At 64.8% G+C, this 16,096-nt stretch carries 15 protein-coding genes and 4 pseudogenes; 5 read left to right on the top strand and 14 right to left on the bottom strand.

The window, feature by feature from the left end; genetic code table 11:
- Positions 1–391: 391 nt before the first annotated feature.
- The 6 genes from CQ040_RS16010 to CQ040_RS15985 form a co-directional block, all read right to left on the bottom strand.
- Positions 392–625: a hypothetical protein gene (locus CQ040_RS16010; protein ID WP_105527850.1), complete on the bottom strand. Its 234-nt coding sequence runs from the start codon at positions 623–625 to the stop codon at positions 392–394.
- 324 nt (positions 626–949) lie between these two features.
- Positions 950–1,255 (bottom strand): helix-turn-helix transcriptional regulator, encoded by a 306-nt coding sequence (locus CQ040_RS16005; protein ID WP_105527849.1) that lies wholly within the window; start codon positions 1,253–1,255, stop codon positions 950–952.
- Entirely contained in the window at positions 1,252–1,590 is a 339-nt protein-coding gene (locus CQ040_RS16000) for a type II toxin-antitoxin system RelE/ParE family toxin (RefSeq protein ID WP_258133039.1), read from the bottom strand. The genes CQ040_RS16005 and CQ040_RS16000 overlap by 4 nt, the downstream gene beginning before the upstream one ends.
- A 1,539-nt stretch (positions 1,591–3,129) precedes the next feature.
- Positions 3,130–3,645, bottom strand: a complete 516-nt coding sequence (locus CQ040_RS15995) for a hypothetical protein (protein WP_105527847.1) — start codon at positions 3,643–3,645, stop codon at positions 3,130–3,132.
- Positions 3,642–5,318 carry a SulP family inorganic anion transporter gene (locus CQ040_RS15990; protein WP_105527846.1) on the bottom strand — a complete coding sequence of 559 codons (1,677 nt, stop codon included), beginning with the start codon at positions 5,316–5,318 and terminating at the stop codon, positions 3,642–3,644. Before CQ040_RS15990 ends, CQ040_RS15995 begins: the two co-directional genes overlap by 4 nt.
- A 19-nt stretch (positions 5,319–5,337) precedes the next feature.
- On the bottom strand, positions 5,338–5,712 hold the full coding sequence (locus CQ040_RS15985) for a metalloregulator ArsR/SmtB family transcription factor (RefSeq protein WP_105527845.1): 375 nt from the start codon (positions 5,710–5,712) through the stop codon (positions 5,338–5,340).
- Positions 5,713–5,795: 83 nt separating this feature from the next.
- On the opposite strand from CQ040_RS15985, the gene CQ040_RS15980 reads away from it, so the two are divergent.
- The 3 genes from CQ040_RS15980 to CQ040_RS15970 are packed head-to-tail and all read left to right on the top strand — an operon-like array spanning position 5,796 to position 6,747.
- On the top strand, positions 5,796–5,975 hold the full coding sequence (locus CQ040_RS15980; protein WP_105527844.1) for a hypothetical protein: 180 nt from the start codon (positions 5,796–5,798) through the stop codon (positions 5,973–5,975).
- A 23-nt stretch (positions 5,976–5,998) separates the two neighbouring features.
- On the top strand, positions 5,999–6,334 hold the full coding sequence (locus CQ040_RS15975; RefSeq protein ID WP_105527843.1) for a hypothetical protein: 336 nt from the start codon (positions 5,999–6,001) through the stop codon (positions 6,332–6,334).
- 56 nt (positions 6,335–6,390) lie between these two features.
- Positions 6,391–6,747 carry a zinc ribbon domain-containing protein YjdM gene (locus tag CQ040_RS15970; protein ID WP_105527842.1) on the top strand — a complete coding sequence of 119 codons (357 nt, stop codon included), beginning with the start codon at positions 6,391–6,393 and terminating at the stop codon, positions 6,745–6,747.
- 23 nt (positions 6,748–6,770) lie between these two features.
- Here CQ040_RS15970 and CQ040_RS15965 read toward each other — a convergent pair.
- Positions 6,771–7,157 (bottom strand): annotated as a pseudogene (locus CQ040_RS15965) (ATP-binding protein); the annotation flags it as partial.
- Between the two features lie 760 nt (positions 7,158–7,917).
- Positions 7,918–8,688, bottom strand: a complete 771-nt coding sequence (locus tag CQ040_RS15960) for a hypothetical protein (RefSeq protein WP_146113929.1) — start codon at positions 8,686–8,688, stop codon at positions 7,918–7,920.
- A gap of 693 nt (positions 8,689–9,381) precedes the next feature.
- Here CQ040_RS15960 and CQ040_RS21280 point away from each other — a divergent pair.
- Positions 9,382–9,507, top strand: a pseudogene (locus CQ040_RS21280) (transposase); the annotation flags it as partial.
- A gap of 618 nt (positions 9,508–10,125) precedes the next feature.
- Positions 10,126–10,558: pseudogene (locus tag CQ040_RS21275) on the top strand (ASCH domain-containing protein).
- Between the two features lie 302 nt (positions 10,559–10,860).
- On the opposite strand, the pseudogene CQ040_RS15945 reads toward CQ040_RS21275, so the two are convergent.
- From CQ040_RS15945 to CQ040_RS15920, 6 genes and pseudogenes are all read right to left on the bottom strand, one after another.
- Positions 10,861–11,136 (bottom strand): annotated as a pseudogene (locus CQ040_RS15945) (integrase core domain-containing protein); the annotation flags it as partial.
- Between the two features lie 103 nt (positions 11,137–11,239).
- Positions 11,240–12,043 carry a glycosyltransferase family A protein gene (locus tag CQ040_RS15940; RefSeq protein ID WP_181157022.1) on the bottom strand — a complete coding sequence of 268 codons (804 nt, stop codon included), beginning with the start codon at positions 12,041–12,043 and terminating at the stop codon, positions 11,240–11,242.
- The gene (locus tag CQ040_RS15935; RefSeq protein ID WP_105527838.1) at positions 12,040–13,671 is read right to left on the bottom strand and encodes a thiamine pyrophosphate-binding protein; all 1,632 of its coding nucleotides are present in this window, start codon (positions 13,669–13,671) and stop codon (positions 12,040–12,042) included. Before CQ040_RS15935 ends, CQ040_RS15940 begins: the two co-directional genes overlap by 4 nt.
- Positions 13,664–13,927, bottom strand: coding sequence for an acyl carrier protein (locus CQ040_RS15930; RefSeq protein WP_181157023.1), 264 nt, complete (start codon positions 13,925–13,927; stop codon positions 13,664–13,666). Before CQ040_RS15930 ends, CQ040_RS15935 begins: the two co-directional genes overlap by 8 nt.
- Positions 13,924–14,934: a beta-ketoacyl synthase N-terminal-like domain-containing protein gene (locus CQ040_RS15925; RefSeq protein ID WP_105527836.1), complete on the bottom strand. Its 1,011-nt coding sequence runs from the start codon at positions 14,932–14,934 to the stop codon at positions 13,924–13,926. Before CQ040_RS15925 ends, CQ040_RS15930 begins: the two co-directional genes overlap by 4 nt.
- Entirely contained in the window at positions 14,934–16,079 is a 1,146-nt protein-coding gene (locus CQ040_RS15920) for a fatty acid--CoA ligase family protein (RefSeq protein WP_181157214.1), read from the bottom strand. The genes CQ040_RS15925 and CQ040_RS15920 overlap by 1 nt, the downstream gene beginning before the upstream one ends.
- Between the last annotated feature and the right edge of the window lie 17 nt (positions 16,080–16,096).

The raw sequence follows: 16,096 nt of genomic DNA, 5'->3' as shown, positions 1-16,096 counted from the left end.
CCTGCCACGCCGCCCCAGCCCCGCCCCTGAGGGCCACCGCCGCCATGGCGAGCGCTCCTAGATCAGGCCTCCGGGCCGGAAGACAGCGAAGAGACGCACGCCCTCCACTCACGAAGCGCACGCGACGAAAGCACGCCCCGACCCGCTATGGCCTTCTCAACTTGCGTCGAGGTCTACGTCACTTCGCTGAGGCCTCGGAGAGCGACATCCCCCGAAACTCCACCAAGTCAATCAGGCATCACGCGCAACTCTGCCATGGCCACATGCGGCGTCGACCAGGTGCCGGCGACCCGCAACCCTCGAATACCTCTACGACACAAGGACGCCCCCACCACCGGAATGCGGAGGGCCGGAAAGCGAAGACGATGGCGGCGGGTGGGAGCGGGGCAGATCAGCGATCGCGCGCGGCAGCATCCGCCCATCGCTGCCCGGTAACCGCAGCCCTGACGAGTGAAAGCGCGGCTCCCACATAGAGCGGTGTCAGCCCGCCGAAGATCGGGATGCCTCCGCCTAGTTCACTGAGCAACAGGCCGAAGAGGAACCAGGCTCCGGTGCCGATTGCGGATCCCCGCACGAACACAAGCAACGTTATCAACAGCGCCTGCTTTAGCTCTTTCCCTCTCATCGCTCCTCCTCCGTCTCACTGTCGGCCTGTTCGTTACCGCCCGGATTGACCTCATCCCAGCCAATAGGCGCAATCGAACGGGGAGCCCGATCGATCAACTGCCGCAGTTTCATGGGTGTTCCTCCTGATCCGTTGTCTCATGATCGAGCAGCTCCATGAGCAGCTCGAGGGGCGAGGGGGTCAGGGTCTTGCGCAGGTGCTCTCATGTGCTGGTCGATGATTGCCTTTGCTTCGGCGCTCGGTTCGCTGAGGATCCACAGATCCCGAGCGATCTCCTCGGCCGAGTCCGACCGCCGCCACCAGGCATTCGCCATGTTCGGCCGTCTAGCTCGCTGCCGCGAGTTCAATGCTGAGCGTGCGATCTACCGCGCCCGCGATACGCCGGAGCATCGGAAACGTGGGAATCTGAGCCCCGTTCTCGATCGCGGAAATGACGGACTGCTTCGACCCGATACGCGCTGCCAACGCAGCCTGAGTGAGCCCCGCCCCCGTACGGGCGGTATACACGAGCTCAGCAAGGCGCAGGCGCTCGTCTTCTTCGGCCTGCGCGGCGTCGAAGCGCTCACGCTCCGTGACCGTCATAGCGGTGAGCGCAGCGGATTCGAGGTCGCGGAATGATGTGGTGTTCATCGCTTCTTCCCCTTCGTGGTGGTCTTGCTGATTTCGTGGGTGGTCTGAGCGCGACGGGCACGTATGGCCTCGCGGCGTTCGTTGTCGCGTTGCTTTCGGAACGTGGTGAGGGTCACAGCCTTGTGCTCCGGATCGAGCACGTAGGTGATGCGGCGGGCGACGCCCTCACACGTAAACCGGAGTTCTCTCAGCCCGCCCCCAAGCTGACGGGAGTGGGGCATCGAGAGCATGTGCCCGCGCTCTTCGAGCAGCGCAACGATCCGGCTGGTTGCAGCCTTCCCCTCGGGCGAGAGCGCTAAATACCAATCCCGCACTTCATCCGAGAAATCCACCATCCAACCCATACCCCAAGCATACGCCCCACCTGATATCGCGTCAACATGATATCAGGTCGGCATGATCAGTTTCCGCCCCAAAAAGTTGCAACCATCACGACCACGGGGCCAGTGACCATCATCAAGAGCCCTCTCATCCGTGCCCCATCGCGGGCCATCTGTATCCAAGAGTGAACCAGCGCCTGCACCTACTCAGAGGTCGCGATCCATCGCCGCAACCGCATATTTCTAGCCATCAATCAACCTCCTCACCTACATGTGCGCGGCCGCCTCGAAAAGCAGCGCAGCGGGCGCGAGGAGCGGACTAGAACGCAACGACAGCTCTCAGGCGGAGAACGCTCCGGCGCAGCTGCTGCAGACCCCCGTGCGCGCCTCTCGGGGCTGCTCGACGTCGAGCACGGTCACCACGCATTCGGCCGCGCTGTCAGTTTCCGCACTCGGCACAGCTGAACCTCTGCGCCGGATCTTTCGTGGCGCCGGAGGTTCGCGGCACGGGCTCGATCTCGACGGCATCGAAGTGGCCGATGACCTTCCCGAGGGCCACCCCCAGTCGGGCCCCCACCGACCCCGAAAAATGCTTGAACAACTCAAGCAACATTCACCCCAATGGTCCCCATCAATGTCCGTCCCCCTCCGCACTTCGTAAACGTCAGGTTCACAACACGCTCAAGAGGCTCCTCGCACTCATCGTGCACTTCGCGAAAACTCCCATCGCAGTACAGCACCTGATCGGATTCGGGATCCCCGTCACCGCCGAGAAGGTACTTCAGCGTGACTCCGAGATCACGCTGGTCGCATACAGCGTGATTCGTCCCAAAAGAAGACAACTGGTTCGAATCTCGGTGGCCCGCCGCGCTCGTCCCCGATGGCGATTGCCGCGGAAAGCACGGTTGACGCGCGTCGCCACCCCACCCATCGCATACGAACACGCGGTGGCGTTGTCGGTGAGCTTCGACAGCGTCTGTCGGTGTCTTCGACAGCGCTGCGGCGACGTGGTCGTCGGAATAGTTGGTGAGTGTCAGCAGCGGTCACGGTGCGTGGGAATCTAGCTGTATGCCTGTCGTTCTTCGGCGGATGTCTCTCGTTTCCCGGTGTGGTTGGTTCGAGCGGGAGGCAATTTGATGGCGGGCCTGGTCGCAGCGGGGCTGCGTCCCAGATGATGCTGAAAGGGTCGCGTCGTGGAGGCTGGCGTGGGCGTTCCCCGCGGGCGTTCCGACCGGCGGGAACGCGGTTCGATGTGGTCGACACCGATGGGGGCACGGTCGGTTATGTGTGGATCGGGCCGGATGCGACTGATGATTCCGGGACGTGGCGGTTGTGGTCCGTCGTCAACGATGACAATAAGTATGGTCGTGGTGTTGGACGCGCGGCGATGCAGGTGTTCGGGGATCACACCAGTTCCCGGTGCTGTACGAGTCCTTGCGGTATTCGGCTGTATCGGTGAAGATGCGGAAGATCTTGTCGTAGCTCCCCGTCTAAGTAGTCCGGGACGGCTTGCCCGCAGCCGGTGTGGGGCCGGGTCAGCGGTGTAGGGCTGGGTCAGCGGGTGTGGGCGGTGATCCAGCCTGCGGTGGGCGTGCCGACGAGGGCGGCGTCGGTGAGGGTGCTGATGTCCCAGGTGTGTTCGTTGATGCCGAGGCCTGTTCCGGCGAGGAGGAGGACGCGTCCGGTGTTGGTGATGAGGCGGCGTAGGGCGAAGGTGTCGGGGTCGTGGGGGTTCGTAGCGCGGTGGACGCGGACGGTCCAGGTGGCGTCGGGGAAGGTCCCGTGGAGGACGGCGCCGTGATCGGCGGTGAGATCAATGCGCGCTGCTACCGCCGGGACCGTGGGGGCTGCGCGTGCGATGTCGGCGGTGTTTGTGGTGGTGACGAGGGCGAAGCCGGCGTCGATCATTGCTGCGATCCACAGGTTGGACTGTTCACCAGTCTTGGTGACGAGGGCTGGACCTTCTTCGCCCTCGAGGGCGAGCATCGCCGCATGCACAGGGCGTGCGTGCTCGTCGGTATAGGCGAGAGCTCTCCAGGAGTACAGGTTGCTCATGTGGGCGGGGATCATGTCTCCGATGCTCCGTTCTGATACCTGCCCCTCAGGGTCGCATCTGGCGTCGCGGCCCGGTGGATGTGGCTGCGGGCGTGGGCGATCGCGGGGTTCAGGTCGGTGTAGAGGTGGTTGTGATGGCGGAGGGACGCGATCACGCCTACCCGGGTTGCGACTTGCAGGTGCTCGGGAGGGATACCTTTGATGAGAACGGTGATCCCGCGGCGTTCGAGGGTGTGGACGAGTTCGGTGAGGACTTGTGCACCGGTGGCGTCGAGTACCTGCAGCCCGGACAGTCGCAGGATCACGACAGTCACGTTCTGGATGGTGCCGATGCGAGCGACGATACGTTCGGCCGCACCGAAGAACAGGGCCCCGTCGAGGCGGAACAGAGCGATGCGATCGTCCCCGGGCTCCGCAGGCGCGGGGAGTTCTTCCCGGTGCGCGCCAGCGGAGTTCGCAAGGCGACGCAGGGTGAAGAACGCGGCGGCGAGAACACCGATCCCGACGGCGTAGATGAGATCCACACTCACGGTGATGACTGCGGTGATGACGAACACGACCGCGTCGGAGCGGGTGGAGCGGAGGATCGTGCGGACCGTGGTGAGGGAGATCATCCGGGTCGCGGTCACCATCAGCACCCCCGACAGCGCAGCCAGCGGGATCGTGGAGACGACGGTACTTGCCACGTAGACGACGAGCAGCAGGATCAGGGAGTGGATGATCGCCGCGACCCGAGTACGAGCACCGGATCGGATGTTCACCGCGGTGCGGGCGATCGCCCCTGTTGCGGGCATACCCCCGAACAGTCCGGACCCGAGAGAGGCGAGGCCTTGCCCGACGAGCTCCCGATCCGCATCGTAGGGCCCGGTGTCGGAAATCGAGGCGGCGACCCGGGCGGACAGGAGCGATTCGATCGCCGCGAGAGCGGCGATCGTGCACGCCGGACCCACCAGCGCCAATACTGTCGCCGGGTCTGCGACCGGGAAGACCGGCGCGGGCAGCGATGCCGGGAGTTCCCCGATCGACGGCACCGGAACCTGGAACACCACAACCAGCACGGTGACCACGATGATCGCGATGATCGAGCCGGGGAGCGCCCGGTGCAGTTTCGGGGCCAGCACCATGATCGCCGCGACCGCACCGGCGACGGCGAGCGAACACCACATCGTGGTCAGATCCACCGTCCCTGCCGCTTCGACGGCAGCGACAGCGGCGTTGCTGCTGGGACCGGCGGGAACGCCAAGAGCGGCAGGGATCTGCTGCAAGAAGATGATGATGGCGATCCCGAGGGTAAAGCCCTCGATAACAGGCCACGGGATGAACGTCACCGCGCGCCCCAATCGCAGCAGCCCCGCGAGGAGCACAATGCCCCCGGCCATCACACACACCACGGGCAGGACGGGTAACCCGTGAGCGGCGATCACCGGGCCGAGGACGACGACCATCGCGCCCGTGGGACCGGAGACCTGCACATTGGAGCCACCGAAGACAGCCGCGATGACCCCGGCGATGATCGCCGTCACCAACCCGGACGCGGCACCGGCACCCGAGGACACCCCGAACGCCAACGCCAGGGGCAACGCCACGACCCCGACCGTCACCCCGGCGAGCATATCCCGCCGCCACGACCGCGAGACCTCCCGGTAGTCCTCCCGCCGCGGCCACAACCCGGCCAACCCTCGCACCATCAGCAGGCCCCCGGACTTCTCATGCCGCGCCGGGACGTGAAATGTCGGGGAGGGTCACCGCGGACACCAACTGCTGCTGCGTCGCGTGCAGCACCTCGGTCAGTAGCGCGCGAGCCGCACTGAGAAGATCCACGACCTGCGGGTGCGCCACCCGATAGAACACCAGGCTTCCCCGGCGTTCGGCCGCAACAAGATGATGCTTGCGGAGCACGGACAGATGCTGCGACAGATGCGACGCCTCCAACCCTGTGTCCGCCAGCAGCTCCGACACCGACGTCTCCGGCTGCGAGCACAACACCTCCAGTACCCGCACCCGCACTGGATGCGAGAGCCCTTTGAACAGGTTCGCCTTCACCTCATACAACGGACGCTGCGCATCCCACGCCTCTGCCACAACAACACCTCCCGATTGATGGATCCATCATATGATGGATATTCGTATCCGCTACTCGCTCCAATACACCGATTGGACCTGCAATGAAGACCGTCTTCACCTTCACCCTCACCATGGGGTTGCTGCTGTTCGGAATCTGGCTCCTCGGTGCCGCATTCTCCGCAGCGACCGGGCAAGCATTCGTCTTCATCGGTGGGCTGCTGTGCATCGCCCTCGCCTGGATGATCCCCCTGCTCATCCTCCCTTCCCGAGAACGACGCTAACCCTGCACCGAGAGAACCCGCCCATGCGCCGCGCCACCCTGACCCACACCTACCAATCCCCGACAGGAAGCCCCCTCCAGCTCCGCCGGGGGGACACCGTCCACGTCGGCTCCGCCGATCACCCACGCCCCGGGTTCGAATTCGTCCTCACCGCAGACGGGCACGGCTGGGTCCCCACCCGTCACCTCACGAACGACCGCCCCGCTGCCGTCATCCGCTTCGCCTACGACACCACCGAACTCGACGCCACCATCGGGGACCGCATCACCGTCATCGTCGACGATCCGCACGTCGGCCAATCCTGGTGCCGCACACCAGACGGACGCGAAGGCTGGCTCCCCCGCGACATCCTCGGCTGAACCCGCCGCCGTCCCGCTGGTGTGATGGGTTCATCATGCCGTTGTATCGTGGGAGCATGGCCGATGTCCTTCCTCCCTGCCCCGCCTGTGCGGGAGAGCACACCTACGAAATGAGCACGCTCTATGTGTGCCCGCTGTGCGGATTCGAATGGTCAGCATCCGCACCGTCGAACGACGCGACCCTCCCGGCCGGCCCCGTCGTGAAAGACGCGGTCGGCAACGTGCTCGCTGACGGCGACACCGTCGTGGTCACGACCTCCATTAAGGTGAAAGGCTCCCCACACGGCATCAAAGCCGGAACGAAGGTCCGCAACATCCACCTCATCGATCCTGTGAATGGACACGACATCGACTGCAAAGTCGACGGATTCGGTGCGATGCTGCTGAAATCGAGCCTCGTGAAAAGAGCCTGACCCGCCTGTAGCCGCGTCAAACCCTAACATGCCAGGGCTTGACGCGCGTGGGCGAGGCGGCAGGAGTCGGTGCCGGTTTCGATGGTCGCGGCGCACAGGCGCAGGGCGGTGAAGGTCTTGGTCCACCCTGCGCACGATTCGTTGGAGGCGATGACGACGCTATTCCTCTCTTCGCTTTCGGTGAGGACTTGGAAGAGAATCTCCGCGCCTCGACGGTCGAGTTGCATGTAGTCGAGTTCGTCGATGCAGAGCAGGTCGACGTGCCCGTAGCGGGCGATCGTCTTGGACAGCAGGAGTTCATCGGCTGCTTCAACGAGCTCGTTCGCGAGTTCCGTGGCGAGGGCATGCTTGACCCGGTGTCCGGCGATCGCGGCCTCGGTGCCGAGCGCGACCCACCGGTCGGTCTCTCCCCGTTGTCGTCCAAACCTGCCCACGCTCGCGACAGTGGCCTTGAGGTTGTCGTACCGGATCTTCCCCGCTGGCACCCCGCCGAGGACGTCGAAGGTGTGCGCGTGACCTTCAAAGAACGCCTCCTGCCCGGCTGTCGCCGACACCCGGTGTACGGGCCTTGCTTCAATACGACAGACGCAGGCAGAACATTGTGCACGTCACCGCCTCGCCCGCCAGACGTACCATCACATCTCCGAAGTCAACCTCCGCATCCTGCCCGGGAAGGTGCCGTCGGAATCAACACGTCTCGCGACGCGCGACCAGACTCAGCATGGATCTCGCACGATCCCATACGACGCATCAGTCGCACCAGCTCATCCAACAAGCGCTGATGAATCCGCACACAGTATGCTGCTGCTTCCGAAGGCTGACATATCGTCTCGCAGCCAGCCGTCGATCACATCCCTGTACCTGTACAACAGCGATGCTCGCGGCAGCAAACCCCGTCGTTGAGCTGGCCAAGCTGAGTCCAACGCCGCGGCGACGAACGCGACCTGCTCCTCGAATCAATGAAGTGGCAGCTCGCGAAATCATCGAGACGACGACCGTGCGCGGACGCGGCCCTTCCGCCGGATGGCGCTTCCAAGTGGACTACCTGGAACGTACAGAAGAACACCTCCCCACTGACGGCATCCCCGACGCCGCCGTACTGACGATCTCCGACCCTATACGCCACGCGTATCGTCGCTCAGCCCCCGATACTTCGGGGGGGGCGAGTCGCTACTTCCTATTCCCGTGGCGAGGAGGGGTGACCACGTAGGGCCAGACGTTCACCGTGTCAAACCTTCGGATCAGGTCACGTGCGGACGGGCCGCGCTCTCGTCGTCGCAGACGCCGAATCGCCATCGCGCGCGCTTTCGCCCACCGCTGGCGTACTCGCGCTTCAGAGTCGCAGCGATCTGGGCCGCCAGACCATCGGGGGCTACGCACCTTCTGAAGGTCTGCGTGAACCCGTCGACTTCGCGCCCACCGTCTCCTCGCCTGCACAATCTCCGGTGTCTGCACTGACGTCCCGTCCAGAAAGAGCACAGTCGCCGCGAACCGGCGCTCCCGCGCCCGGCGCTCAAAATGTAGCGCCGTAATCCCCACAGCGGGGTAACTGAGCAGCATAATCCCCAGCATCCACAACAACCCATCCAACGCGGCATACTCTGGACCGGCCTGGTCGGGGCGCCATTGAAGATAGAGGAACGCGCCCCCTGCCAGTGCTCCGACAAAACCGAGAACCAGCATGATCCGCGCGAAGATGCCCCAGACCGTAATCCCGTGGAGCCGACTCAACGCCAAGAGCGTCGCGTCTTGCCGCAGCGCCTGTTCGATAACCAGCAACACCCGCTGGTCCGTCTCCACGTGTGTCTTCGCCTCCGCCAGACGCCGGATCGATCCTTCCAGCCGTCGCGGATACGACACCTGGATCAGCACGGATACCAGCCCCGCCGCGCCCGCACTCCCGATGACCAAACCAAGCATCGCCAGCAACTGTACGTCCACCGTATTCCCCCTCACCGCAACATGGACACTGAGCATACGTCCGCGCCCCACGCCAGCCGTTCTACGTCGAGCGTGCCCCTACTCACTTGGCCCCGGCCTCACCGTCTAGACCTCTGACGCGCCCACCGCATACGCGTGCCAATCACACACTCACAGCCAGCGCACCCGTCCGCGCAGAAACGGTACAGACAGCGATCAAGACGACGTCGGAGACCTCGGATACTGTGCGGAGATGACGTCATCATCAGAGCTCGCACTCGCGATCACAGCAGCAGACCTCTCCTGAGGAACATCTCGTTTTCTGCCCGGCAGGTCCCTTCGACTCGTCTCAGCAGCAACGAGCAGCACGTCAGCTTACTGACAGTTCCGCCTCGCCGGCTCCGGGCGTTGCGTGCCGCACGGACGCCCGGTCGGCGTGGCGCGTGGAACAGCCTCGTCGATACAGACGACGAGCGCCGTCTACGCGCACTCCTTAGCGCGACGTCAACTTCGAATCCATCATCACATTCTCGTTCGCGGTCGGAGCCTGCCTCCTGGTCGACATCCTCTTCTCCGCCACGGCCCTGTATCTCGAGGTCGGTGCGACGGGTCAGCTCCGCGTCGCACCGACACTTTCGTCGGATTGGCGTTCATCTCGATCTGCAGTTGGTACGCGATACCAATCGCTGACCCGCGCACAAGGGTAACGACCGTCCGATAGTTGACCTGCGGTTGGCGCTTGAGGTCATCGCGTGGCGGTACCGGACGGGTGCGCCGTGGCGGGATGTGCCGGAGCGGTTCGGGAACTGGAACACGATCTACCACCGGTTCGACGCGTGAGCGAAGGACGGCACCTGGGAGCGGATCCTCCGCCGCGTTCAAGCGATGGCGGACGCCGCCGGGGACCTTGACTGGTCAACACCGTGCGACCCTTGCCCGCCGCACAGGGGGCCTGTCGAGTTACACGAATCCCTGCTCGGCCGAACCTGACGACCGTGGCGTCGGCCGCTCCCGTGGTGGCCTCACTACGAAGGTGCATTTGGTCGCGGACGGGAAGGGCCGCCCGCTCGGTTTCGCCGTCACCAGCGGGCAGGTCGCGGACAAGGGCTACCCCTCGAAAGCGAACCGGGCATGGCTCCGCGCACACCGGGTCGGCGCGACCGTCCCAGAACGTGACGACCAGATCGCGCCTCGCCGCAAACGGCCGGGCCGGCCGATCGATTCTGGCAGCCAGCAACGCCAGCGGTACCGCGTCCGCAACGTCGTCGAACGTTGCTTAGCAGGCTCAAGCAATGGCGGGGTATCGCGATGCGTACGGACAAGACCGCCCGCAACTACAACGCTACGATCAGCTACGCCGCGGTGGTACTCTGACTCAGCGACAAACGCCCAGTGAGCTAAGCCGCGATCGGATACCCGCGGGTTCGATGCTCACGTGGCCCCGCCTAGGATGGGCGCATGTCGAGCTTTTTTGAAAGAGCGTCACAGCTGCCCGTCACCTCGTTTGCTTACCCGGGGCCGCTCCGGGACCAACTCAGTGCAGCCATCCTGGCCGGCCTGAAGACCTCGACGGCCTCGCTCCTCACCGACTACGAACAGCCGGGCGAGGAACTCCCGCAGATCGGCCAGCACTACCAACTCATCGACTCCGACGAGCAACCGATCGCGATCGTCGAGGTCACCGACGTACGCACCGTACGCCTTGCTGACGTCTCAACACGCCCTGGACGAAGGTGAAGGGCTCACCAGCGTCCAGGAATGGCGCGAGGTCCACGAACAGTTCTGGACCGAGACCGAACACACCGACAGGACCGGCAAAGTACTCATTCTGGCCGATGACGAGCCCGTCGTTCTCGAGCGCTTCCGGGTCATCGAACTCCCGACAGTCTGAGCCCGACGGGTTTCCCAACACGACCTAATCAAGCGATAAGTGGTTCGGCGACTGCCGTATCGATCCTTCCAACGCCCTGCCGACTCGCTCGCACCTTCGTCCGACGTCGGTTCATAGGAATTCTCATGGTCAATGTAGAAGTCGTTGAAGTCCCCCGCATTGAGATGGAAAAGTGCGTGTTCTGTACGTAGGTCCAGATCCGATGTTGAACGTCCGCGTAGGCGACCCACACCGCATCCCCCGCGCGGGGACGAACGAGGTAAAACGTCATCGGCTGCCCGCACCTCTCCGCTAGTTGTTGTCCCCGTGAGGTTGGGAACGCGGTCTGAGGGTGTTTGTCCGCCGATGCCGGTGTGGGGTCTGTCGTGATTGTAATGATGGATCCAGGCCTGGTAGGTCGCTGCGCGGGCATCCTCGCTGTCGTATGAGGCTGCGTATGCCCACTCAGTTGCGAGGGTGCGGTTAAAGCGTTCGACTTTCCCGTTGGTCTGGCGCCGGTAGGGGCGGGTCCATCGGTGCTTGACGGGGCCGAGTGCGGCAGCGAAGCCGCGCGAGCGGTAGCAGGAGCCGTTGTCGGTGGGCGTTCAGTTTCGCGCGCTGCTCATGAAGCGCGATCAGCGCCTCAGCGATATGAGACGCGGTATCGGCCGATCCGAACTCCGTCATCGGGTTCCTTCCGTTCTAGCGGCCCTTGGCCGACTGTTCGTCGATCGCGACACCATCCACGTTCTGATTGGAATACCCGCCCATGAAGTAACGGACGGTCGCGCGTCCAGAAGTCACGATCGGAACCCCGGCACGCACCATCCGCAGCGTCATCAGAGCGTCCTCTGTCAAACCGAGGCGTCGTTCCGCCGGTGACGGGGGCGTGGGCCTGCTGTATTCGAGGAACAGATCCCGCGTCAGGAACCACTCGTTCGTATCGACTCGGCCCATTCCCACTCCGTAGCGGGCTCTGTCCCTCACCACGTTGGTGCCGGTCTCGAAGACTCCCTCGTGCGCGAGCCGCTCGAAGGAGATGCGGGAGAGCCGCGGATTCGGCACCCACGGGTCTTCGGTTCCAATGAGCCACGGTTGGTCGGCGTCGTCCCAAAGGCTTCGCCAGCTGTGGGCGGCACCGACGTCGTGGACGGCCACGGCATCTGCCAGAGACGTCAGGTGGTCGTCCTCGAATAGGTTGTCATCATCGAGCATCGAGACGAACTCAGCGTCGGCGTCCGCAGCGGCGCGCGCCCGAAGGCGCGCCAGATGGGTTGGAAGATACGAGTCGGTCCGATGCTCGTTTGCGATCACCACGCTCCGCGGGAACTCTCGCTCCAGCGCGACCCGATTGACCGAATCTCCGATGAAATCGCAGCGATCCCCCACGACGAGGTGTTGCACCGCGGGATGGAGCTGCGCGGCGATCGACCTCATCGCCTTCCTCAGCTTCTCCGGCCGGTTCCGCGTGAGAGTTATGACGACGACAGCAGGGACGGCCCTCATTTGCTCGGCCCCATGACTGCTTTCACCCCGGGGATCATCTCGAGATCCGAGACGTCGACCTCCACGAGTCGCGTTCCTTGCGCGAGCGTCGCCTCCGCGAGAGCGGAGGACAACTCGTCCACGCTGCGCGCCCGCCATACCCGGGCACCGGAAGACTCTGCGAACGAGACGAGGTCTCGGGTGCTGGGGAGCAGAGTGGTGACGTCGCTGCTCGGACGGCTGAGGGAGGGCCATCCGAAGCGACGGTTGCGCAGAACGAAGAGGACGATCTCGGCGTTCCGCTCGGTCGCGGTCAGCACCCACGAGAGGTTCTGCTCCAGCGCCCCATCGCCGCAGACGGCGACGACCCGGGCTCCCGCCGCCGCCGCTCCGATCGAGGCCCCCAGCCCGAAGCCCATCGCGGTCTGCTCACCCGGCCCAATGATCCCCCACCCCTCCGGAAGAACGAAGGTGTCCGCGTCATAGCCCCAAAGATCACCGAGGCCATTCTCCTGACAGATAGTCCACAGCCCCCGGGCATCCACCGAGGCGACGGTCTGGCTCAGGAGGGTCCAGAACAACGGAGCGGTCGGGATGCTCGCCCCGTCCGCTCGAACGACAGACGCCGCTCGGCGCAGACCAGATCTGGCTCGCGGTGGCGCGAGCACTCCGTTCAATGCGTCGACTGTCTCGGCACAGTCCCCCACCACCCCGAGGACGGGAAGCACGGACCGCTCCAGGATCGCCGCGTCGATGTCAACCTGCACGATCGTGGCGGTGCCGGGGATCCCCTCTCTCGCGGTCTCCTCCAGCTGGGTGCCCAACGCCAGGATGACGTCCGCCCGACGCAGAGCCTCGCGGCCGGCATCCGTCGCGTAGAGACCGGCAAGACCAGCGAAGCGCGCAGACGATTCAGGGAAGGCGCCGCGTCCAGAACCGGTGACGAGCACGCGGGCATCCAGCGCATCCGCCAGATTGACGAGCGCATCGCGGCGGCCCGCGCGCTTCGCGCCCGCGCCGAGGATGATGACGGGATGCGCTGCCGCTGAGCACACCGCGCTCACTTCAGCGATCGCCGCATCGCTCGGGTGGACGCTCGACAGCGGACGAGGAGGAGGGATTGCACCTGCGTCCGCGGGTACTGGATGCAGATCGGGATCGATCGAGAGCAGGACGGGCCCCGATCTGGTCCCCTCGCTTACCCGGACCGCGGTCCTGACTGCCCATTCGAGATGCGCCGCATCGGAAACGTGGTACTGCCACACGAAGAGCTCCGGAGATGAACGTGTTACGTCCAGTTCCTGAAATCCCCGACGACCTCTCGCATCGGTCCTGTTCGCCGTTGCGACGACGATGAGAGGTGTTCGGAGCGACATCGTCTCGAGGATCCCCGTGCGGGCGTTCTCGAACGAAGGTCCCGCCTGCACTGCGAGAACCGCAGCCCGCCCCGTGATCATCGCCCATCCGCATGCCGCGAAGGCCGCGAGGCGCTGATCGCGGGTCACGATCACCTCGTCGTTGCGCGACGCGGCAGCGTCGAGGAGTTCCGGCTCATCAGCCGGGACCCCCGCATAGGCACGGCGCCCGTCATGATCGAGATGGTCTCTGAGCGTCTCCCAGAGAGAAGCCGAGGCGATCACGCTAGTCATTCGTGGATGCGGCGGACTGGACCACAGCGTGCAGATCCCCTACGGTCGCAGCTTCGAAGACATCGGCGTCCTCGAGCTCGACCGAGTACCACTCATCGAGCTGGAGCGCGAGCTCCACGCTGGACAAGGAGTCCACGTCTAGATCATTTCGGAGGTCGGAGTCGAGGCCGACTTCCAGGTGGCTCTCGTCGACACCCCTCAGATCGGCGACGAATCCCCGGATACGAGTGATGAAGTCCTGCTGATCGATGCTCATGAATTCTTTCCTTTCCATAGATCTCCGCTGCCCGTGACCGCCAGCGCGAAGTTGTTCCCGCCGAATCCGAAGCCATTCACGAGGAAGATGGTGTCTAGATCGACGGCAAAGCTCTCCCCCTCTAGCGGGAGCACGACTTCTCCTGCCGAGGGGATCGGCCTGCCCAGCCCGAAGGAGCCGAGCATCCGGCCTCTCCGCACCGCCTCGGCGACGCCGATGACGGCGGCGATTCCCGCGGCCTGGACGGTGTGCCCGAGGGCGCCCTTCTGAGACACGACGCGAACAGCGTGCTTCCCGTCATCCTTCGTTAGCTCGGCAATGGCGTCGAGCTCTTCGCGATCGCCCTGCACCGTGCCGGTCGCATGCGCCACGACGACGTCAGGAGCGAGCTGCTCCGCCGCCTGCCTCATCACGGCGAGCTGGTCCCTGGCGATGGACGCGGCCCCCGAGCCCGTGACGCGTGAACCGGTCCCGACGATCTCAAGCGACATCGGGGCAGGGTCGGCTGCCACGAGGACGGCTCCGGCGACCGTGCCCAGCACGACGCCGGTTGACCGTTCGTCCAAGGGCCTCACGTCTCCCGACGCGAGAGCGCCGACCCCGCTGAACGACACCCAGTCCCCTCGACTCGAACTCGATACGGCTATGACGATCGCTCGGTCGAACGTTCCGCTATCTACGAGATCGTTCGCGAGCGAAAGGGCCTCAACCCCGGACGCGCACGCACTCGAGACCATGATGTCGGCGACGCCGAGGTCGAGGAGGTCGTTCGACGTCGGCCCGAAGAAGGACCGCTCATCGTCGCGAGCCTGGCCCGTGTGCACGACAGCGATTCTCTCGGAGCGAAGCGCATCCGCCGGAAGGAACCGGACGACCCTTCCGACGAGGTCTTCCCGCGATGCGCTCGGAGGCAGCCGCGTCACCCGTGCACTCTCAGCGAGATCGCTCAGTTCGGCGACGTCTTCCGCGAGGGTGTGCGCGAGTCGGTAGTCAATGATGTGGGCCATCAGCTCTCGCTCCGTTCGATCAAGCGGGACAGACCTTTTCGATCCACCTTGCCCGTCGGCGTCAACGGCGTTTCTCCGGTCTCGAACCACCGCACGCCTTGCACGAAGAATGGTCGCGGAAGATGAGCGCGATTCTGCCGCACGATGTCGAGGAACTCATCCGCCCGCATCGACGAACCGAAGACGGCGGCGACAATACGATCGCCGGTGTCATCCGAGCCGACGCGGGCGAGATACACGGCCGCGCCGCCGGCAAGCCCGTCCTCCAGCTGATGCTCCAGCGATTCGACGGCGATCTTCTCCCCGTGCTGGTGTACAGCGGTGCTTCGGCGGCCCTCGATGACGACATAGCCATCTCTCGTGCGACCCAGATCACCGGTGCAGAGCCACCCTCCGGAGTCGACGACTGCGTTCGTGACGACCTCGCCGTCGACAAGCAGGAGAGAGGACACCGACGGGCTCTTGATTCGCAGCTGTCCCTCATCGTCGACGAGCACGGCGGTACCGTCCAATGGGCGCCCCACGGTACCTGCCCGGTAGCCCGGGCCTGTGTTGATCGCAACGTTGGGGCCCGCCTCCGAGAGACCGTAGCCGTCGTGCAGCGGAGCGCCGATCTCATCGAATCGCGTGGCAAGCGACGCAGCGAGCATCTGACCACCGACGCCACGCACGTGAAGCGCGCGCACCCCGTCGAGAAGAGCCCGGTCATCCCGGGCATGCCTCCAGATGTGCCGCCATGTGGAGGCGCCGGTATCGAGACTGTCGAAGCGGCGTTCCGAGATGCCGGCCAGAAGGACTCGCAGGTGGCCCGGCTGGTACCAATGCAGTTCTCCACCGCTGCGCGCCCACATGTTCACACCACTGAAGCCGTAGGCGTGGGTGGCAGGAAGCGAGAAGGCCCACCGCTGCGACGAGATCTGCATGCGGCGGGCAGTTTCGGTGGCCTGGTACCTCATCGCCTCCTGCGACTGCAGCACCCACTTCGGGGAGCCGCTGGACCCTGACGTGGGGAAGACGACCGCGATATCACGCTCCAACAGCTCGCTGCGGGTTCCGGCCGACAGTTCGACATTCACCGCGAAGGGGCGTGAGGCGAGCACAGCAGCAGCGGCCTGCTCGATGAACACCGCGATGCGACGAGCCATCGATCGCCCCGCATCGT

The sequence above is a fragment of the Microbacterium sp. MYb54 genome, from assembly GCF_002979515.1.
In the GTDB taxonomy this organism is placed as follows: Bacteria; Actinomycetota; Actinomycetes; order Actinomycetales; family Microbacteriaceae; genus Microbacterium.
The sequence above is the reverse complement of the archived record's forward strand: the minus strand, read 5'-3'. Positions and strand labels throughout refer to the sequence as shown.